This window comes from Shewanella sp. 0m-8 (assembly GCF_052977265.1).
In genome coordinates this window covers 77,139-97,006 of the sequence record NZ_JBRIMB010000011.1, presented here as the reverse complement: position 1 = coordinate 97,006, position 19,868 = coordinate 77,139, and the positions used below count along the sequence as shown (strand labels likewise).

The 19,868-nt window shown below is 45.6% G+C and carries 17 protein-coding genes; 10 read left to right on the top strand and 7 right to left on the bottom strand.

From position 1 onward, the window contains the following. Positions 1-21 precede the first annotated feature (21 nt). The 5 genes from ACVBIO_RS07850 to ACVBIO_RS07830 all read left to right on the top strand — a co-directional run bounded on the left by ACVBIO_RS07850 (position 22) and on the right by ACVBIO_RS07830 (position 4,715). Positions 22-1,314, top strand: coding sequence for a beta-ketoacyl-[acyl-carrier-protein] synthase family protein (locus tag ACVBIO_RS07850; protein WP_447163524.1), 1,293 nt, complete (start codon positions 22-24; stop codon positions 1,312-1,314). Further along, complete coding sequence (locus ACVBIO_RS07845; protein WP_447161792.1) at positions 1,307-1,783, top strand: ApeP family dehydratase; 477 nt, start codon at positions 1,307-1,309, stop codon at positions 1,781-1,783. Before ACVBIO_RS07850 ends, ACVBIO_RS07845 begins: the two co-directional genes overlap by 8 nt. 138 nt (positions 1,784-1,921) lie before the next feature. Continuing rightward, on the top strand, positions 1,922-2,644 hold the full coding sequence (locus tag ACVBIO_RS07840) for a 3-ketoacyl-ACP reductase FabG2 (RefSeq protein ID WP_447172343.1): 723 nt from the start codon (positions 1,922-1,924) through the stop codon (positions 2,642-2,644). After that, the gene (locus ACVBIO_RS07835) at positions 2,641-3,888 is read left to right on the top strand and encodes a beta-ketoacyl-ACP synthase (RefSeq protein WP_447172342.1); all 1,248 of its coding nucleotides are present in this window, start codon (positions 2,641-2,643) and stop codon (positions 3,886-3,888) included. Before ACVBIO_RS07840 ends, ACVBIO_RS07835 begins: the two co-directional genes overlap by 4 nt. Positions 3,889-4,388: 500 nt before the next feature. Further along, positions 4,389-4,715: a rhodanese-like domain-containing protein gene (locus ACVBIO_RS07830; protein ID WP_447161795.1), complete on the top strand. Its 327-nt coding sequence runs from the start codon at positions 4,389-4,391 to the stop codon at positions 4,713-4,715. Here ACVBIO_RS07830 and dtd read toward each other — a convergent pair. From dtd to ACVBIO_RS07810, 4 genes are all read right to left on the bottom strand, one after another. Further along, entirely contained in the window at positions 4,712-5,149 is a 438-nt protein-coding gene (dtd, locus tag ACVBIO_RS07825) for a D-aminoacyl-tRNA deacylase (protein WP_447161796.1), read from the bottom strand. The two genes, ACVBIO_RS07830 and dtd, sit on opposite strands and share 4 nt — an antisense overlap. A gap of 512 nt (positions 5,150-5,661) precedes the next feature. Continuing rightward, positions 5,662-6,243 carry a hypothetical protein gene (locus tag ACVBIO_RS07820; RefSeq protein WP_447163490.1) on the bottom strand — a complete coding sequence of 194 codons (582 nt, stop codon included), beginning with the start codon at positions 6,241-6,243 and terminating at the stop codon, positions 5,662-5,664. A gap of 18 nt (positions 6,244-6,261) precedes the next feature. Then, entirely contained in the window at positions 6,262-7,197 is a 936-nt protein-coding gene (locus ACVBIO_RS07815; protein ID WP_447172341.1) for an alpha/beta fold hydrolase, read from the bottom strand. Beyond that, positions 7,197-8,162: a virulence factor BrkB family protein gene (locus tag ACVBIO_RS07810; RefSeq protein ID WP_447172340.1), complete on the bottom strand. Its 966-nt coding sequence runs from the start codon at positions 8,160-8,162 to the stop codon at positions 7,197-7,199. Before ACVBIO_RS07810 ends, ACVBIO_RS07815 begins: the two co-directional genes overlap by 1 nt. A gap of 121 nt (positions 8,163-8,283) precedes the next feature. Between ACVBIO_RS07810 and ACVBIO_RS07805 the strand changes: the two genes are divergently transcribed. The 4 genes from ACVBIO_RS07805 (at position 8,284) to ACVBIO_RS07790 (ending at position 12,410) form a co-directional block, all read left to right on the top strand. Continuing rightward, the gene (locus ACVBIO_RS07805) at positions 8,284-8,505 is read left to right on the top strand and encodes a hypothetical protein (RefSeq protein ID WP_447158894.1); all 222 of its coding nucleotides are present in this window, start codon (positions 8,284-8,286) and stop codon (positions 8,503-8,505) included. A gap of 26 nt (positions 8,506-8,531) precedes the next feature. Next, a complete protein-coding gene (locus ACVBIO_RS07800) occupies positions 8,532-9,179 on the top strand; it encodes a DUF2959 domain-containing protein (protein ID WP_447158895.1) in 648 nt (215 codons plus the stop codon). Positions 9,180-9,362: 183 nt separating this feature from the next. After that, positions 9,363-10,577: a 4Fe-4S binding protein gene (locus ACVBIO_RS07795; protein ID WP_447172339.1), complete on the top strand. Its 1,215-nt coding sequence runs from the start codon at positions 9,363-9,365 to the stop codon at positions 10,575-10,577. A gap of 636 nt (positions 10,578-11,213) precedes the next feature. Further along, positions 11,214-12,410: a DUF418 domain-containing protein gene (locus tag ACVBIO_RS07790; RefSeq protein WP_447158897.1), complete on the top strand. Its 1,197-nt coding sequence runs from the start codon at positions 11,214-11,216 to the stop codon at positions 12,408-12,410. Between the two features lie 257 nt (positions 12,411-12,667). On the opposite strand, the gene pdxY is transcribed toward ACVBIO_RS07790, so the two are convergent. From pdxY to typA, 3 genes are all read right to left on the bottom strand, one after another. After that, entirely contained in the window at positions 12,668-13,531 is an 864-nt protein-coding gene (gene pdxY, locus ACVBIO_RS07785; RefSeq protein ID WP_447158898.1) for a pyridoxal kinase PdxY, read from the bottom strand. A gap of 288 nt (positions 13,532-13,819) precedes the next feature. Beyond that, positions 13,820-15,274 (bottom strand): disulfide bond formation protein B, encoded by a 1,455-nt coding sequence (locus ACVBIO_RS07780; RefSeq protein WP_447158899.1) that lies wholly within the window; start codon positions 15,272-15,274, stop codon positions 13,820-13,822. A gap of 649 nt (positions 15,275-15,923) precedes the next feature. Beyond that, positions 15,924-17,735: a translational GTPase TypA gene (typA, locus tag ACVBIO_RS07775; protein ID WP_447158900.1), complete on the bottom strand. Its 1,812-nt coding sequence runs from the start codon at positions 17,733-17,735 to the stop codon at positions 15,924-15,926. 713 nt (positions 17,736-18,448) lie between these two features. Between typA and glnA the strand changes: the two genes are divergently transcribed. Next, positions 18,449-19,858: a glutamate--ammonia ligase gene (gene glnA / locus ACVBIO_RS07770; RefSeq protein ID WP_447158901.1), complete on the top strand. Its 1,410-nt coding sequence runs from the start codon at positions 18,449-18,451 to the stop codon at positions 19,856-19,858. The last annotated feature ends 10 nt before the right edge of the window (positions 19,859-19,868 follow it).

Here is a 19,868-nt window from a genome sequence, read left to right as displayed (position 1 = left end):
GGAATTTAAGTGAATTCAGCAATGCCAATAGCAATAACCCATTTAGGTTTATGCACCCCTCTAGGGCAAACACCTCAGGCTGTGCTCGACAACCTGGTTGCTGGCAATACCAGCGGCATGCAGTGGCGAGATGACCTCTTGTTTGAGCGCCCCGTGCTCGTTGGCCAGGTCAGTATTAAGCTCCCCGAACTCCCCGACGAGTTACGCCGATTTGATACTCGCAATAATCAACTCACCTTATTGATTGCACGGCAGATAGAAGCAGCCGTTAGCCAAGCTAAAGCACAATATGGTCGGCAGCGCATCGGTATCGTTATCGGTACAAGCACATCGGGAATAGCCACCGGCGAGTCAGCCCTTGCTGAACACCATAGTGCTGGCGAGTTTCCTAAAGATTATGATTACGCTAAGCAAGAATTAGGCGATACCAGTCAATTTCTACAAGCCTACTTTGAGTTGACGGGTCCCTGCTTTACCGTTTCTACCGCCTGCTCTTCTAGCGCTAAGGTTTTTGCCAGCGCTAAGCGTCTTATCGACGCCGATGTTTGCGACATGGTCATTGTCGGCGGTATCGATACTCTTTGTAAGCTCACACTTAATGGATTTTATTCACTGGAGTCTATTTCTAGCGGACACTGCCAACCTTTTAGCGCTAATCGCGATGGTATTAATATCGGTGAAGGCGGAGCGCTCTTTACGCTAGAGAAGGCAACGCTAGAAAAAATATCACAAGACAATACGGCTATCATAGTCAGCGGCATTGGCGAGTCTAGCGATGCTCACCATATCTCGGCGCCACATCCTGAAGGCCGCGGTGCAATAGCTGCGATGCAAGCGGCATTAATCATGGCAAGCCTTGGGCCAGAACAGATTAATTACCTCAACTTACATGGCACCGCAACGCCGAAAAATGACGCCATGGAAAGCCGTGCAGTACATCAGGTCTTTGGCCAAGCCTTACCTGCAGCAAGCTCTACCAAGCCCCTTACCGGACACACCTTAGGGGCGGCGGGCGCAATTGAAGCCGCATTTTGTTATCTGCTGCTCAGTGATTACAATAAGCAGCAATATTTACCGCCACAGGTGTGGGATAAGCAACAAGATCCAAATGATCCAGCGCTACCTCTGGTAAGCAAAGGTATGCAGAGCAATATAAGCCATGTAATGAGTAATTCATTTGCCTTTGGTGGCAGTAATGCCAGCCTGATCTTCAGTCGTGTGGCACCAAGCCACTCACTCGCGGGCCAGGCACCCGAGCCATTAAATACAGGCTCATTAGGCAAAGATTCAACAGAGATAAATCAAGATGTTTGATGCTACAAAACTTGCAGATCTCGATGTCGCGGAGTTCATCCCCCATCGTCAGCCGATGATCTTAATCAACCAGCTGCTGAATCACAGCCATGATAGCTTGTTAACACAAACGGATATTTCAGCAAATAGTCCCTATTTCGATAGCCACTTGAATGGCGTGCCCAACTATGTCGGCATTGAGTATATGGCCCAAAGTATTGCCGCTTTAGCGGGGGTTGAGGCCCATCTGCGTGACGACATCATTCGCGTAGGATTCCTGCTCGGTAGCCGTAAGCTTAAGATGCATATCTCTCAGTTTGATGCGGGGCAAAGCTACCAAACACGTGTTACTCGTCTATATCAAGAAGAGTCAGGACTAGCGGTTTTTGATTGCCAAATCTTACATAAGCAAGTGGTTGTCGCAGAAGCCAACGTCAACGTGTTTCAACCTCAGGATACTCAGGCCTATATTGCCGAGTCGACGCACTGAACCTCATGTGGCTGAGTCAATACAACACTGAATATAACAGTAAATACGACACCGACACTAAATACAAAGTACAGCCGCTGTTCGCCCACACATTAAGTATGTGACACACAATAAGACGACGGCGCAGGGAGTAGCAAGATGACAAAACGAGTATTAATTACCGGTTCAAGCCGCGGAATAGGCAAAGCGATCGCCCTAAGATTAGCCGCCTCTGGCTTTGATATTGCGATGCACTTTCATAGCAACCAAGCAGCAGCCGATGCCACTAAATCAGAACTCGAACAACTGGGGAGCAAGGTCACTTGCTTGCAGTTTGATATCGCCGACAGAGCCGCGGTTAAGCAGGCTATCGAGCAAGATATCGAGCACGGCGCTTATTATGGCGTAATCCTCAATGCAGGCATTAATGCCGACACCGCTTTTCCTGCAATGACAGAATCGGAGTGGGACAGAGTAGTGCATACCAACCTCGATGGGTTCTACAATGTTATTCATCCAACGGTGATGCCGATGGTACAAGGCCGTCAAGGCGGACGTATCATCACCCTAGCGTCAGTATCTGGCATTGCGGGCAATCGCGGCCAGGTAAACTATAGCGCCTCAAAAGCGGGCATTATCGGCGCAACTAAGGCGTTGTCACTCGAGCTCGCTAAACGAAAAATTACCGTCAACTGCATCGCTCCCGGTTTAATCGAAACTGACATGGTCAGCGACATTCCAAAAGAGATGGTCAACAACCTAGTACCGATGCGCCGTATGGGAAAACCTGCAGAGATTGCAGGGCTTGCGAACTATTTAATGTCTGATGAGGCGGCCTACGTGACTCGCCAGGTGATTTCGGTCAACGGAGGCATGATATGAGCCGGCCAGCTTTTCCACGCCGCGTCGTGATCACAGGTATTGGCGGTATTTCGGCGCTAGGCCATGACTGGCCGAGTATTGCCATGAGCTTAAAAGCGCAGAAAAATTGTGTGGTACGTATGGACGAATGGGACAGATTTGAAGATCTGCATACCCGCTTGGCCGCACCGATCACTGACTTTGAAGTGCCAAGCCACTACAAGCGTAAAATGATCCGCTCTATGGGACGGGTATCGATAATGGCCACTCGCGCCAGTGAACTTGCACTGATTGATGCAAACTTACTTAATGATCCTGTCATTATCTCTGGCGCTATGGGCATCGCTTATGGTTCATCGACGGGCAGTACCGATCCAATCATCGCGTTCGGAGATATGCTAAAAGATGGCGATATGTCTGGCGTAACGGCCACTAGCTATATCCGCATGATGGCACACACAACAGCGGTAAACGTCGGCGTATTCTTTGGCCTCAAAGGCCGCGTGCACACCACCAGCAGCGCCTGTACCTCTGGCAGCCAAGGTATTGGTTATGCCTATGAAGCGATTAAATATGGCCAACAAGATCTAATGCTTGCTGGCGGCGGTGAAGAGCTTTGCCCGACAGAAGCCGTCGTCTTCGACACGCTATTTGCAACCAGTACAAAAAATGAAACTCCAACCGAGACGCCGCGACCGTTCGATAAAGGACGAGACGGCCTTGTAATAGGCGAAGGCGCCTGTACTTTAGTGCTTGAAGAGCTTGAGCATGCTAAGGCTCGCGGCGCAAAAATCTACGCCGAAATCGTGGGCTTTGGCACCAACTCTGATGGATTGCACGTGACTCAGCCTAATGCTGGCACCATGGAAACGGCTATCCGTTTAGCGCTTAAAGATGCCGCCATCGAAGCTGAGAGCATTGGTTATGTCAATGCTCACGGCACCGCTACCGATCGTGGCGATATTGCTGAAACACAAGCCACTAATGCGGTGTTTGGCGCGAAGCAGCCTATCTCATCACTTAAAAGTTATACCGGCCATACACTGGGTGCTTGCGGCGCGTTAGAAGCTTGGGTGAGCATAGAGATGATGAACGAGGGCTGGTTTGCACCGACGCTAAACCTGACAGATATCGACCCTGAGTGCGGCGAGCTAGATTACATTAGAGATGACATTCGCCATCTTGAAACAGATTACGTGATGAGTAATAACTTCGCCTTTGGTGGCATCAATACTTCGCTGATCTTTAAGCGTTTTAAGGGATAGGTTCTAGGAATAGAAGGTACTAGGGCATAGGGCCTAGTACCTAGGGAAGGCTAAGAAAGGTCCTAGGGAAAGCAGGTTCTAAGATCTTTAAAGCAAAGACGAACGGCCTACGGCCTTGCGAAAAAGATGGAAAAAGCTAACAAAGACGTTTGCTTTTGCTGTTCCTAGTAGGGCGTAGCCCGTCCTCGCAGCGCCCTAGGATCTCGTACCTTGTTTTAAAACTAAGAAATGGCAAAGGTGGTTCTTTTGGCTTTGGCTTTTCCTTGCAGGGCTTTAGCCCGCCCTCGCAGCGCAGCGTTTAGAACCTAGGTCCTTGTTTTAAAGCGCAGCATCCTAGAACCTAGGTCCTTTGTATAGCTGATTTTCATCGTTAGTTTCCCTGCTCTAGCCATAAATCGTTAACCATCACAAATCAAGCATTAGAAAAAACTTATTGAAATTAATCTAATTAAAGGTTTAAATATCAGCTTAAGTTTTAAGCATAATAAAGAGAGGTGGATATGTTAAACACTCAAATTTCAAAGTTATCGACCAAACCCGCTGGCAGTCAATGCTGGCAATTAATTGAAGACGGCGCAACAGTAATTGATGTGCGCTCGCCGCAAGAGTTTGCTGGCGGCCATCTGCCACAGGCGATAAACGTGCCACTGGATACTTTAGAGACTTGGCTGCACAAGCTTGAAAATCGTCAGCAAGTGTTTGTGCTGTATTGCGGAGCGGGCATTCGCGCCCAAAAGGGCTGCGATATTTTAACGGCCAATGAATTAAAGAATGTGATTAACGGCGGGGCATTAAAAGATCTACTCTGCTGTGAGCCAAAGCGCTAGACCTGCAGGTTAAAGGTTACCGGGCCGTCGTTAACTAATGACACTTTCATGTCTGCGGCAAACTGACCGGTCTGGGTATTCACGCCCTTTGATTTACAGAAATCGACAAACGCCTCATACAGTTCTCGGGCTTGATCTGGCGTACCAGCCCCTGAAAAACTCGGGCGCAAGCCACGGCCGGTATCAGCAGCGAGTGTGAATTGCGACACGACTAGCAGACTGCCACCCGCTTGCTCAAGATTGAGGTTCATCTTGCCATTCTCATCGGCGAACACACGGTAACTCATCACCTTGGTGGCCAACTTTTGCATCTTCTCAATGTTATCTTCACGCTCAACACCGAGTAACACCAACAGGCCTCTATCTATCTCACCGATAGTCGCGCCATCAACGACAACTTTTGCTTCACTCACACGTTGAATTAAGGCAATCACGTACACAATCTCCGATAAAAAATTAAAAATTAAAAGAAGGACCTAGGTTCTAGGACACTTCGCTGCGAGGACGGGCTTCGCCCTGCTAGGAACAGCAAAAACCAAAATTGATGGGCTAAAGCCCAACCTACAAAAGAGACATGCTTTTCCGTCTCAGCCTTTGCCATCTTTTCTGTAAGCGCAGCGTTCCGTAAGTGACGTAGTCACGTTCCCTAGGCCGCAGGCCGTTCGTCTTAGCTTTAAAAGAAGGACCTAGGTTCTAGAACGCTGCGCTGCGAGGACGGGCTGCGCCCTACTAGGAGCAGCAAAAACCAAAATTGATGGGCTAAAGCCCAACCTACAGAAGAGAGCATGCTTTTCCGGCTTTCCCGTCTCAACCTTTGCCATCTTTTCTGTAAGCGCAGCGTTCCGTAAGTGACGTAGTCACGTTCCCTAGGCCGCAGGCCGTTCGGCTATTATCGTCTTAGCTTTCCCTGCTTTTCCTAGAACCTAGAACCTAGAACCTTGTTTACTTAAATCGACTGAACATTTTGCATCACAGGGATTGGCTTAATCACATCTTCCGCCCCTTCAGGTAATGACTCGGCGACTTGACGTAGCCCTTCATCAATCCAAAGGATGAAACGACGGATCTCTTCCATAGAAATGGTGTCGACAAAGGTTGCCGCGCCTTGTACCTGAATGACTGCACCTTGGTCACGAATAACAAACTTAGCAAAGTTAAGTTTTTGGTTTAACGAACCAATCATCAACAGCATCTCTTTACTGCCCACATATTTAGGGTGGATAGCATAAAAACGGTTCATCATGATGCGATCGATACCGTCTGGGTTGATACTAGGCTGCAGAATAAATTGGGTATTATCAAATTGAACTGCGACTCCACCTGGGCCTGCTCGTGAAGCTAAATAGCTTTTATTTAATAGTGCTTCAAGCAATTTAGTCGTGGCTTCTTCATTTGATAAGCCCCCTAACTCAACACTATCTGGGGCCCTAACCGCAACCTCAACGTCTTCAGTTTTTTCAGTTGAAGCACAGGCTGTTAAGCCCATCATTAAGCTCATGGTTAAGCCCGTAAGGATCTGTTTTTTCATAGAGTCTATATTTCCTTTTTATTGTTCGGTCATTTCCTTTATCGCGTGTATGACTGCTTTTGCCATCTTAACATCGGCCAAAGCGTGATACCCACCTTTAATCTCAGTCACGCTAATCAACTGACTTGTTCTGCCTTTAAAGAAATTTTGTAACACTTTAAAAGGACAAACCCAATCCATTTCACCTTGCAAGACATATGTTTGGCACTGGATCAGGGGTAAGTTAACGATGAGTTTTTCAAATGCGCCAAAGTAATCATTAGCTACATAATAAAGCTCAATGCTTGCTAGAGACTGACTGAAGGGGGCATTTATCTCACTCGCCATACAGGCGGGATAGGCTAAAGCCATCTCCCAGCTAAGCCAACCTTGAGCAGCATCTTGGCGAATATCCACACAGTCATCCTCTAACCTTGATCTAAAATGAGTAAATAACTCGCTTAACTCTGGCCGCTTGTCTACGCCCTTAGTAAAAGCACGGTAATCATCTTTAAACAATCGCGCCGCACCACTGTCACCATACAGCCATTCAATACCTGCAGGGTTAGGAATAAACAGCCCCCATAGCACTTGTGAGATCACTCGACTGGGATAACAAGCCGAATATAACAGGGCTAAGGTTGCGCCAAATGATCCGCCAGCCAACCTCCATTGCTGAATATTGAGCCAACAACGTACTTGCTCAATATCGGCCAGTAGCTTGTGAAAGTTATTATGCTGAAGCTCTCCACGAGGACGCGAACGCCCAGCTCCACGCTGATCGAGTAAAATGACATGGTAAATCGATAAATCGAATAAGGTTAAATCTTCAGTGCTGCACCCCGTTCCTGGCCCACCATGTAGATACAACACAGCAAGCCCATTGGGATTTCCATACTGCGCCACATATAGCTGATGCCCATCACCGACATCTAACCAGGTTTGACTAAGCGCTTTAGGTCGCGCATTGAGCATTAACTCCTGGTTTCCTTATCTTGGGTCTCATGTTTGGCAGATTTGGGGTCTATAGTGGGACTTTCAATTTCTGTTTCTTCTGCTTCTGCTTCTGCCAACAGCTTTTCACGGCTAAGTTTACACTCCTGTAAATACTCAGGTAGGCCTGCAGTGATCTCGGCGCCAACCAGTACGATCACCCAAGAGACGTAGACCCAAACAAACAAGATCGGGATCGTTGCCAAGGCACCGTAAATCGCCTCATAGCTTGGAAATTGGGTCACGTAGTATGCGAAGCCTTTCTTGCCTAGCTCAAATAGCATTGCAGCGACGAGCGCACCAAGTAATGCGTGTAAAAACTTCACCTTCTTGTTTGGCACGACCATGTACAAGAGTAAGAAGGCCGCAACAGAAAACAACATCGGCAACCGTTCTACCAGCAATGGCACAACACCCGACAACTCTGAACTATTAAATACTTTTAATGACACTATGTAGGAAGTTGCCACAAGGCTAGCACCAACTAATACCGGACCTAAGGTCAGCACCATCCAATACATAGAAAAAGACACTGCGACTTGGCGTTTTTCTTTGGTACGCCAAATACTATTAAGCGCCTTATCAATCGCCGATATCAACAACAATGCTACTACCACTAAGGCGGCCACGCCCACTGTGGTGCCTTTTGAGGCATTGTCGACAAACTCATTAATATAGAGCTGCACCGTATCGCCTGCTGCTGGCAGAAAGTTGTCGTAAACAAAACCTTCTAGCTGTTCTCGAATGCCAGAAAAGACTGGAAACGCCGACAACATAGAAAACATGACCGCCACAATAGGCACCAATGACAATAGGGTGACATAGGCCAAATGGCCAGCCTTGATATTGACCTGGTCCTCTTTAAAACGACTAAGTAGGTGCAAAAAAAATGCCCAAATACTCAGTAAAAAAGAACGTAGCTGATTTATCACTATCTTATTTTTCACGTGTTACTCTTGATTCTGTTAAAGTTGGTCTTAATCTATTAGAGGATAAATGATCTGCGAATCATTATCTTGGTACAATAAAGCTTATAACCTTCTCTTTACAAGCATAAGGATTGAATTGATGTCTCAACAAGGATCTGCTGGCAATGTTATTGCCGCAATTGCGAGCTTTTTTTTCCCAGGTCTTGGACAGTTAGTTCAAGGGCGTATTTTGGCCGCACTGATTTTTTGTGTTGTTGCCGTTGTCGGTTATGCCATGTGGTGGCTAATTTTTCCAGCCATCATTGGTGGCATTGCTCACCTATGGAGCATTATCGACGCAGCAAGATATCGCTCAGAGTAACTAACCTAACTTGGGAAACACACAAGATGAAAAAACTAATCACCACGGCCATTATTAGCACTAGCTTGCTACTTGGTGGCTGCCAGAGCGCCTATTATGGTGCAATGGAGAAAGTAGGTTATCACAAGCGCGATATCATGGTTGACCGCGTAGAAGATGCCAAAGAGTCTCAGGTTGAGGCACAGGAGCAATTTAGCTCTGCACTCGAAGAGATGCAGGCGCTGCTTAATCATGACGGTGGTGACTTAGAGGGGGCTTACAATAAGGCTAAAGACGAATATGAGTCTGCTCAAGATGCGGCTGATGATGTTACCAATCGCATCGACAAGGTAGAAGATGTTGCTGAGGCGCTATTTGATGAATGGCAAACCGAGATTGGCGAGATCAGCAAAGCCAGTCTGCGACGTAACAGTGAGTCAAAGTTAAAAGAGACTCGCCGCTCATATAATCAGCTGGTTAAAAGCATGCGCCGCGCCGAAAGTAAAATGGAGCCAGTGCTGGTCGCAATGAAAGACAACATGTTGTATTTAAAGCATAACCTAAATGCACAAGCCATTGGTGCGATCAAAGGTGAGTTCGCCAGTCTACAGACAGATATCTCAGGCTTAATTAAAGAGATGAACACGTCTATCGACGAGTCGAATAAGTTTATTGCTTCATTAGAAAGCAAATAAGCTGTGACTAAAGTGTGGTTCCTAAGCCTAAAGACTTAGGAACCAAACTTGTGAACTAGTGCGGTTTTTTCGACACTCTACTTACAAAACTTAGATCTTCCCCACAAGCTACAAACCAATTAAGAACTTCTCTTTATAAAAAGTTTCACAATAGTATCAATCATATTATTGCCGATATTATTTATGAGCTTCATCGAATCCTTAACCCTTGCCTTAGCACTAACCTACAGCGTCAGTCTTATCTATTGGAGTGGCAAGAAGTGGGGCGCGCTAGCATCAGGCATGCTAGCGGCAGGAGCCATTATTTCCAGCCTGTATTGGCCACTCATCGCTGCATTGGCCATTGCCTTTGTTATCACAGGCTTAGTTACAAAATTCCAGCCTGAGGTCGCCAAGGGGCATATCAGGGCCAACAACCTAAGAGAAGGCGTGCAACACCTGCTTGCCTTATCCATGTTGCTAGTTGGCGCGCAGTTTGCCGTTAATGCTGCATTGTTAAAGTCGGGGATCACGCCTTGGCTAATGCGACCTGATGTGGGTGATGCTTTCTTACCGATTGCCGGTGGTATCGAAATCAAAGCAATTTTAAGCCTAGGTATTTGGGACCAAAACCACCCCGCCGCAGCCGTTATGCTCACAGTGGTTTTACTCACTGGCCTGCTGTGTAAACGCGCCTTTTGCGGCTGGGCCTGCCCACTTGGATTAGCTGGAGAGTACCTCTATAAACTTAGAAAGCGTTTTGTTAAGCAGGAGCTATTGCCACCAGCCTGGATAGATTGGCCACTACGCATGGTCAAATACCTGCTGCTACTGGCCTTGTTATATATCATTATTGGCATGCCGAGCCAGAGTATTCCGAGCTACTTAAACAGTAACTACCACAAGATTGCCGATCTCAAGATGGCGCTATTTTTTATCACACCAGGGCTCGTTACCTTAATCTGTTTCGGCTTTATTCTGGGCATCGCAGCGTGGCGTAGACAAGGTTTTTGCCGCTACATCTGCCCTTATGGCGCACTATTAGGGCTATTAAGCTTCTTAAGTCCCTTTAAAATTCGCCGTAACACTCAGCATTGCTTAATCGACACCAAAGGCATGAGTTGCGATAAGTGTAGCCGCGCTTGCCCTGCTAATATTTCGGTGCATAGCCAAATCAATATTCGCTCAGACGAATGCCAAGCCTGCATGCGCTGCGTATCCGCTTGCCCTAAGAAAGAGGCGCTGCAATTTAGTACCCGTAATGGCTGGAAGCTGTCAGCCCGTGGTCTATCCATCATGCTACTCACCATCATGTTTCTATTGCCACTCATCGCTTATTTAGGCGGGTTCTGGCACAGCGAAACGCCAGTTGAAGCGCGCATGTACTTGATTCAGCACCTGGATAGGATTGGACATTGATAGAAGGTTCTAGGAATAGAAGGGCCTAGGCCCTAGAAAGAGCTAAGACAAACGGCTTACGGCCTAGGGAACGTGACTGCGTCACTTACGGAACGCTGCGCTTACGGAAAGATGGGCTAAAGCAGGGAAAGCGGGGAGCTAAGAAAGAGCACATGTTCCTAGTAGGGCGCAGCCCGTCCTCGAAGCTCAGCGTCCTAGAACCTCGTACCTTGTTTTAAAGCTAAGACGGAAAAGCATATTTTTCTGTAGGTTGGGCTTTAGCCCATCGAGCTTGGTTTTTATAAAGAATTTGTCGGCATAAATGCCGACCTACAGAAAGCCGAAAAGCTAACAAAGACGCTGGTACAGTTTTTTCTTTTGCTGTTCCTAGCAGGGCGCAGCCCGTCCTCGAAGCGCAGCGCCCTAGGATCTAGGGTCTTCTTTTAAAGCTGAGACGGTAATAGCCGAACGGGCTACAGCCTAGGGAACGTGACTACGTCACTTACGGAAAAGGTAGGAAAGGCAAAGAAAGGTTCTAGGACCTAGGAACTTGTTTTAACACGAAGTATGCTAGTGAATAAGATTCATTTCTACTGTGTTCAAATTATGTGTTTATGTTGATAAGCTTCGGCAAAATAGGAAATTCAAAGGGTCAACATGGAACTGTCGACACAAAAACACGCTCAAGCCACGTCAGCGTCACCTTCTACAAGCTCAACAACCCGTAACGCCAATCTTGATGCCATTCGTGGTCTAGCAGTACTTGGTATTTTGTTTATCAATATCTACTCCTTCGGCAACGGCTATTCTGGTTACTCAAACCACCCAATAACTCCGTGGTATGACTCGGCAATTGATATCTTCAATAGCTTTTTTATTGAAGGACGGTTTTTGAGTTTATTTGCGATACTTTTTGGCGCAGGATTAGCCATTCAGTCAGAGAAAAAACTCAACTCAAACCAAGCTAACCAGATGAAGTCACGGCTTAAGTGGCTGATACTATTCGGTGCTTTACATGCCACTTTCATTTGGTTTGGCGACATTTTGTTTACTTACGGCGTCAGTGGCTTATTAACCCTTTGCTATATTTCACTGACACAGCAAAAAATACTCCGCAGAGCCGGTCTATTTTGGGCCATTGGCTTAATCAGTTTAATCCTTATGACAGTATTTCTCTCAGAGCCTTTCCCGCTTCGAGAGAGCGCCGCAGCAGAGTTTCAATACCAACTATGGACAGGCCCTTATTTAAGCCAGTTAATTGAACAAGTTATTTTATTCTTAGCCATTGCCGTCACAACACCTTTAACAATAATGTGGTTTGCATCGGGACTAATGTTATTAGGTGTATACCTGTATCGAGAGGGGATGTTTGAGCAAGGCTTTAGCCGCAAGCAGCTGTTACGCTTAATGATTACTGCACTACTGCTTTCTGCCATAGATGGTCTTTGTAGCTTGTCTAACTCTGCGCTATTGCAAAGTTTCAGCCCGGCGATAGTCGTGATCAGCGCGCTTCCCACTGCATTAATCTACATACACATTTTGGTTAAGATATGCCAAAACCGAGCAACTATCCTCACACCATTGCAGAATGTTGGCCGCTTAGCATTGAGCTTATACATTCTGCAATCAATTGTGATGTCTCTATTATTTAGATACTTCGCACCTTCGCTACTATTAACCTTAGATAGACCAGGCTATGTGGCTATTGCCATTGGTTTTTCAGCCATACAGTTGCTCCTTGCTAGTGTGTATCTGAAGTATTTTAATCAAGGTCCACTCGAATGGTTATGGCGCAAGCTCTCCGGCAGCGGCACGATTGCGCCAACTGCCAACCCTATTACAAACAACCAATAAAAATATCACTTACGCTTAAAACCAATCAGTATAAAATGGCTGCAGGATGCAGAGGCTGATTAAGTATCTACATCCTTAAACAATGCTTACAGAAGGCTGGACACAGGTAACTCTCATGGCAAGCTTAGGTGTGGTTTGCATTCAGCTATCAACTAAAAGCCATTAATCAAAAAGCAAAAGCCCTGAAGCTATGATAGCGACAGGGCTTTTCAGCATGACTCGCAAAATGTATTTAGCAACAAATTAGCATAAAACCACTAGCTAACTTTTTTGGCCTGCTGCTTAATTGTCGGTGATGCTATCGCATCTTGAGCAGCGATTAATTGCAGCTCATAAGCGCCTTGATTAAAGGTCTCCAATAGCACGGCATCAACGGAGGCATTAGTGCGCTCAAATGCAGCTACAGGGCTAAAGCCCGCCTGCAAGTTAGCCAACATCAATCCACTGATTAGGTCGCCAACGCCTACCGGTTGCTTTTCAAACTCATACAAAGGACGCGATACTAGGTAGCTGCCGCCTTTTATCACCAGCAACATCTCAAACTGCTCTTTGCAGGTTGCCGCTTTTGCAAGATGCTTAACCACCACCATCTTAAGGCCTTTGGCTAGCAAACTCTCACAAGCATCAATCACTTCATCCAGATTATGCAGCTTTGTATCGGTGAGTGTTTCTAATTCTAATAAATTAGGCGCTATGATGTCAGCTTCAGCTAAGGCTTGGTTTTTAAGAAACTCCTGCACGCCCGGCGACACAATACAGCCCTTTTCTGGATGGCCCATTACCGGATCGCAAAAGTAGATAGCATTAGGGTTTAGTGCTTTCATCTTTTTCACTGCGTCTGCAATTTCAGCGCCTTGCTCTGCACTGCCCAAATAACCACTTAATAAGGCATCGCAGGTTTGCAGCTTGCCAATATTATCTAACCCTTGCACCAACTCAGTGATCTGACCCGCTGGCATAATCATTCCAGCCCATCCTTGTGCGTACTGCGTATGGTTAGAGAACTGCACCGTATTAATTGGCCAAACCTCCATACCTAGACGACGCATTGGGAATACAGCACTGCTGTTTCCAGCGCAGCCAAATACCACATGGGATTGAATGGATAAAATCCGCTTCATTGGTCACTACCTTTAATGTTATTAGCGATGTTAATTGAGGGTGCTCTATTGCCGTTTATTGACAACTAGCAGAGATTTTTAGCAATTATACCAATTAGGCTAAATTAGTATTCTCAAACTTAATCAGCTTGTGAGCTATTGCATAGGATTTGTATTCTCGATGGCCAATCACCAGCCTGATAGATCACCTTTGCATGCCACCAGTAGGCTTAAAGCATTAAAAAAGCCCTTAACGATTAATTAAGGGCTTTGTATTATTAAAGCAATTTATTACATTGCGTTAAATTATTAGTGCTGAACTTGGTAGAAGTTAACTCGGTTGTTAGCTTCTGTCGCATCTAATACTGCAAACTCACCATTAACAACTGTCATTGCTTGTGGGTTATTTAGACCCGCAATATCGCTAGCTGTAACAACGGTATTTGAAGTCAAGTCCATGGTTAACATTTGCTGACCAGAATGGCTAAGTAAGTAAGCTTTATCGTCTGCCACGCTAATACCGGTTACATTCGGGTATTGCTCAGCGTCAATGCTAATAATCGCTTCACTGTTAAGCTCGTAATCTTTGCCGCTTAAACGCGAAACCACAAAGTTATTACGCTTAGTATCAGGCAGAGTCACCATTAAGTACTCTTGAGTGTTCGCGTCCCAACCCACGTTAGCAACGTAGTTGTACTTAGCACGCACAGTCGCAAAGCGGCTACGCTTTAGCTCACGCACGCCATCAGTGCCTTCGATAAAGCGACCATAAGTATCATCAAACTTCACACTTGGGTCGTACTCAACGCGTACGAAACTCTTGTGATCTGCTGTTACTAATACTGAGGTTTCACCGTCGAAAGTCACACCCGCAAGGTTAGAGATCTCAGCAGAGAAAGCAGCATCAATCTGCACTTTTGCTAAAATAGTTGTCAGCGTGTCATCTAAGAAATAAACCCAATTATTGCTAGTCACTACTGCGTATAGCTTGCTTTGAGGGTTGTAGCTCATACCCGTTGCTAAGCCGAAGATGTCACTTGGTAGCTCAACGCTTTTAAGCAATTGAAGCTCGTCGCTTGTCGCAACTTTAGTCGCATCATTTTGAGTCATGGTTGCAAAATCAGGCTTCTCGATTGAGTAAGCACCACGCGCTGACAGCTTAGAAAGCGTTGGCCAGTTAGCTGTAGACCAAATGGTTTTCTCTGAATCAAAGGTCATGCGCACTGGGTCGCTTTGACCGATATACGGGAATGGGCCTGTTTGCGTAAAGGCTTGTACTATGTTGAAGCCAATAATGACTAGGAACACGTTAACCGTTACCTTGTTCAGTAAGCTCCATTCACTGCTATCACTTTTCTCTACTAGCTTGTCGCCTTGTAGCAGCATTAATACGCCAGCAAACAATAAGATAATCGCAAAGACCACAATCACCCATACATAGGTGTGAACGCCAAAAATCGCTGGGCCAAAACCTTGGCCAATATCACGAAGAATATGCGCTGAACTATGACGATAACCTGCCCACAAGCCGTATACCGCAGTAATAATCAGTGCACCAATATACTTTGGCTTTAAGCCGTAACGCATGATAAAAATCGCGATTAGCGAGACCAGCACCATAGCGGTGCGCTCTTGCCAACAAAGAATACAAGGGGTGTCACCCATGGCAAAGCCCAAGATGATACAAGCGATACCTACTGGTAAAGCGATTAGCGCTAATGCCGCTAACGATATAATTCTGTTTACTGTTAATTCATTCATCATAGTGTTCTCACAAGTTACCGGCAGGCACTAACATGCCCCAAGTGGCGATCAACCAAATCCCCATGCTCATTAAAATGCTCAGAGCCAAAAAAATATGCGCCATTTTTTGTTTGTGAGGTTTAAAGGCAACCAAGAAACAAGCAATAAAAATTAGGCAAAAAAGTAGAAATTCCACAACTTTCTCCAATAGAGTTCACTCGAACTCAATTCAAAAATGCGCTTAGTAATAAGCCAAATATCGGCTAAAAATGTCGACAGCATTCGCTGTAATACTTGGTAATTTGTAGTGCAAGTTACTCAAGCTGAGACTAAATTACGGTAAATCTACTGAAAAAAATGTGCCCCAACCGCCATACCTCTAAATGAGTATTAGTGTGTTCTGATTTTTGCTAAGCAGGTTCATTTATCACTAAATTAGTGAGCGCTAGCGCTTACACACAATTGATGAGAGAGCGGCGATTCACACTCTAAAGCGAGTTGTGACCCTAGGCTAAAAGCATGAATTAATGGGATTTAAAACAAAGATCTGGGTATAGGGTGAGCAATGCCACTAAACACGCTACTGCAGATAACAAAAAAGCCCCCAACATTTGCATGTTGGGGGCTTTCAATGCTTAACCTGGTTACAGGTTGAAGCTAAACGCGGTCATTACTTACGGTTATGACGCTTACGCTCGTTTTCAGTCAAGTAACGCTTACGAACACGGATGTTCAGCGGAGTTACTTCTACTAATTCGTCATCATCGATGAACTCAAGCGCTTGCTCTAGTGTCATTTCGATATGCGGAGTTAGTACCTGTGCTTCGTCAGTACCAGATGCACGCATGTTAGTTAGCTGCTTACCTTTCAAACAGTTAACTGTTAGGTCGTTAGCGCGTGCATGAAGACCAACTACTTGACCTTCGTATACTTCTGATGCGTGAGTAATAAACAGACGACCACGCTCTTGTAGACCGAATAGTGCGAATGTTAGTGCTTTACCAGTAGCGTTAGAGATCAATACACCACGTGCACGTTGACCAATATCGCCGCCTTTCAAAGGACCGTAGTGGTCGAATGAATGGTAAATAAGACCAGTACCAGAAGTCGCTGTCATGAACTCAGTTTGGAAACCAATTAGACCACGGCTAGGGATAACGAAGTCGATACGTACACGACCCTTACCGTCTAACTGCATATCCTTCATGTCACCCTTACGGATACCAAGCTTCTCGATCACTGCACCTTGATGCGCTTCTTCAACGTCAACAGTTAGTGTTTCGAACGGCTCACACATCTCGCCATCGATCTCTTTAACGATAACTTCTGGACGAGAAACAGCTAGCTCGTAACCTTCACGACGCATGTTTTCAATCAAGATTGAAAGGTGAAGCTCACCACGGCCTGATACGCGGAAACGATCTGGGCTGTCAGTTTCTTCAACGCGCAATGCTACGTTGTGTACTAGCTCTTGTTGTAGACGCTCAAGGATGTTACGTGAGGTTACGTACTTACCTTCTTTACCCGCAAACGGAGAAGTGTTTACCTGGAATGTCATTGTTAGTGTTGGTTCATCAACAGACAATGGAGGTAATGCTTCTACGTTAGTAGGGGCACAAATTGTGTCAGAAATCTGTAACTGGCCAAGACCAGTAATCGCAACGATGTCACCAGCGTTAGCATCTGTAACTTCGTGACGCTCTAGACCCATGTAACCTAATACCTGGCCGATTTTACCGTTACGTTTCTTGCCGTCAGCGCCAAGTACAGTAACTTGTTGGTTAGTCTTAACACTACCACGCTTGATACGACCAATACCGATAACACCCACGTATGAGTTGTAGTCGATTTGAGAGATTTGCATCTGGAAATCACCTTCAGCATCAGCATCTGGTGAAGAAACTTTTTCAACGATCGTTTCGAAAAGTGGCGTCATATCTGCGCTAGTTTCGTCTGGATCTAATGTTGCAAAACCGTTTAGTGCAGAAGCATAAACGATTGGGAAATCTAGCTGCTCATCGGTAGCGCCTAGGTTGTCGAACAAGTCAAATACTTGGTCAATAACCCAATCAGGACGTGCGCCAGGACGGTCAATCTTGTTAATAACAACGATTGGCTTAAGACCTTGAGCAAAAGCTTTCTTAGTCACGAAGCGAGTCTGTGGCATTGGACCATCCACAGCGTCAACTAGTAGTAATACTGAGTCAACCATAGATAGAACACGCTCTACCTCACCACCGAAATCGGCGTGACCTGGGGTATCAACGATGTTGATACGGTAATCGTTCCACTTGATGGCAGTGTTCTTGGCCAGAATCGTGATACCACGTTCCTTTTCAAGATCATTTGAATCCATCACCCGCTCAGTGGCTTCTCCTCGAGACTCAAGGGTTCCTGACTGCGCCAGCAACTTATCAACCAAGGTAGTCTTACCATGGTCAACGTGTGCAATAATGGCGATGTTACGTAAATTCTCTAACACGGCTAAACCTCTTACCATCGGTATAATATATAGGGGGGGTTACTGCCAACGACTAAAACCAATCTAGTATAGTAGTTGCAATAAAAAGCGTGACATTCTACTCTAGCTCAGCGTTATCTCACAGGATTATTTTTAACCAATCGTTAAAAATAACTCTTTCGCATTGATTTTTTTTGCCTTAACGTCTGCTTTTTACACACTTTTTTATACTTTAGTTGTGTGACACTATTAGGTCATCCTAGACAAACACTCCTCCTTAAATTCATCATTTTCACCTTTTAAAGCTATTTTAAGCCTCAAATTCCGCTAGAAAACAACGGATATTCTCTTCACAAAAAAACAAAAAACATGACTGTCCTTAATCCTAATAACACTTATTGAAAATCTAATGTTATTTGCTTGACCTCCCCCCTATAAAAGTACTCATTGCTTAGTTATTCTGTGTAACGATTTTTAGCGAGACGCCAACAGTTGATTACAGGGAAAATAGCGGCTGCACTGTTATAGCGCGTGCACCATCTCGATCCATCCAGCGCACCATTACGGTGCAACAAGGATGTCGGTATCGAGAATAAAAATATTATAACCCCTAATTATCAGTTAGTTACAAATTTGGCATAAGTCTCGCTTTAAGAATGCCAGAATCGCATTAAGCGCTAAATATTAAAGATAAAACAAAGGGACGCCCCTTTACCCTACTCGGAGACTTTAGAATGTCAGCAGAATCAGTTTTACAACAACTAAAAGAATTAGAAGTTAAGTTTGTTGATTTACGTTTTACCGATACGATAGGTAAAGAGCAGCACGTAACCATTCCAACTCACCAAGTCGATGCTGACTTTTTTGAAGACGGTAAAATGTTTGACGGTTCTTCAATCCAAGGTTGGAAAGGCATTAATGAATCAGACATGGTATTGATGCCAGATCCTGCAAGTTTTGTACTTGACCCTTTCACGGCAGAAACTACTGCTAACATTCGTTGTGACATCCTAAACCCTGGCACAATGACCGGTTACAACCGTGATCCACGCTCTATTGCTAAAAAAGCAGAAGACTACCTACGTTCAACAGGTATTGCTGACACCGTATTGGTAGGTCCTGAGCCAGAATTCTTCCTATTTGACGATGTTAAGTTCGGCGCTGACATGTCTGGTTGTTTCTACAAGGTTGATGCTGAAGAAGCAGCTTGGAACTCAGGTACTAGCTACGATGGTGGCAACAAGGGTCACCGTCCAGGCGTGAAAGGTGGTTACTTCCCAGTAGCACCAGTAGACTCTTCACAAGACATCCGTAGTGCTATGTGTTTAGTGCTAGAAGAGATGGGTCAAGTTGTTGAAGCGCATCACCATGAAGTTGCTACAGCGGGCCAAAACGAGATCGCGACACGTTTCAACTCACTAACACTTAAGGCCGATGAAGTTCAGGTACTTAAGTATGTTGTTCACAACGTGGCCCACGCTTACAACAAGACAGCGACATTTATGCCTAAGCCAATCGTTGGCGACAACGGTAGCGGTATGCACGTGCATCAGTCTCTTGCGAAAGATGGCGTTAACTTGTTCGCAGGTGACAAGTACGGTGGATTGAGCGAAACAGCTCTATTCTACATCGGTGGTGTGATTAAGCATGCGCGTGCAATTAACGCATTTGCTAACCCATCGACAAACTCATACAAGCGTCTTGTACCACACTTCGAAGCGCCTGTTATGCTTGCTTACTCAGCAGCTAACCGCTCTGCTTCTATCCGTATCCCAGTGGTACCAAGTGCAAAAGGTCGTCGTATCGAAATCCGTTTTGGTGACCCAGTGGCTAACCCATACTTAGCGTTCTCTGCAATGCTAATGGCTGGCCTTGACGGTATCCAGAACAAGATCCACCCAGGTGAAGCAATGGATAAAGATCTATACGATCTTCCAGCTGAAGAAGCAGCAGAAATCCCAACAGTTGCCACTTCACTAGAAAACGCACTTGAGTGTCTAGACGCTGACCGTGAGTTCCTAACTCGTGGCGACGTATTCACTAACGACTTTATCGACTCTTACATCGCCCTTAAGTCTGCTGATGTTGAGCGCATCAACCAAACAACTCACCCAGTAGAATTCGAGCTTTACTACAGCTTGTAATCCTCTGAGT

What these genes read in the sequence shown, in the direction of transcription:
- pdxY (WP_447158898.1), bottom strand. Translation starts at nt 13,531, where the DNA reads ATGAAGCGGATTTTATCCATTCAATCCCATGTGGTATTTGGCTGCGCT.
- ACVBIO_RS07790 (WP_447158897.1), top strand. Translation starts at nt 11,214, where the DNA reads ATGGAACTGTCGACACAAAAACACGCTCAAGCCACGTCAGCGTCACCT.
- ACVBIO_RS07850 (WP_447163524.1), top strand. Translation starts at nt 22, where the DNA reads ATGCCAATAGCAATAACCCATTTAGGTTTATGCACCCCTCTAGGGCAA.
- ACVBIO_RS07840 (WP_447172343.1), top strand. Translation starts at nt 1,922, where the DNA reads ATGACAAAACGAGTATTAATTACCGGTTCAAGCCGCGGAATAGGCAAA.
- glnA (WP_447158901.1), top strand. Translation starts at nt 18,449, where the DNA reads ATGTCAGCAGAATCAGTTTTACAACAACTAAAAGAATTAGAAGTTAAG.
- ACVBIO_RS07830 (WP_447161795.1), top strand. Translation starts at nt 4,389, where the DNA reads ATGTTAAACACTCAAATTTCAAAGTTATCGACCAAACCCGCTGGCAGT.
- ACVBIO_RS07800 (WP_447158895.1), top strand. Translation starts at nt 8,532, where the DNA reads ATGAAAAAACTAATCACCACGGCCATTATTAGCACTAGCTTGCTACTT.
- ACVBIO_RS07845 (WP_447161792.1), top strand. Translation starts at nt 1,307, where the DNA reads ATGTTTGATGCTACAAAACTTGCAGATCTCGATGTCGCGGAGTTCATC.
- ACVBIO_RS07835 (WP_447172342.1), top strand. Translation starts at nt 2,641, where the DNA reads ATGAGCCGGCCAGCTTTTCCACGCCGCGTCGTGATCACAGGTATTGGC.
- ACVBIO_RS07780 (WP_447158899.1), bottom strand. Translation starts at nt 15,274, where the DNA reads ATGATGAATGAATTAACAGTAAACAGAATTATATCGTTAGCGGCATTA.
- ACVBIO_RS07820 (WP_447163490.1), bottom strand. Translation starts at nt 6,243, where the DNA reads ATGAAAAAACAGATCCTTACGGGCTTAACCATGAGCTTAATGATGGGC.
- ACVBIO_RS07805 (WP_447158894.1), top strand. Translation starts at nt 8,284, where the DNA reads ATGTCTCAACAAGGATCTGCTGGCAATGTTATTGCCGCAATTGCGAGC.
- ACVBIO_RS07815 (WP_447172341.1), bottom strand. Translation starts at nt 7,197, where the DNA reads ATGCTCAATGCGCGACCTAAAGCGCTTAGTCAAACCTGGTTAGATGTC.
- ACVBIO_RS07795 (WP_447172339.1), top strand. Translation starts at nt 9,363, where the DNA reads ATGAGCTTCATCGAATCCTTAACCCTTGCCTTAGCACTAACCTACAGC.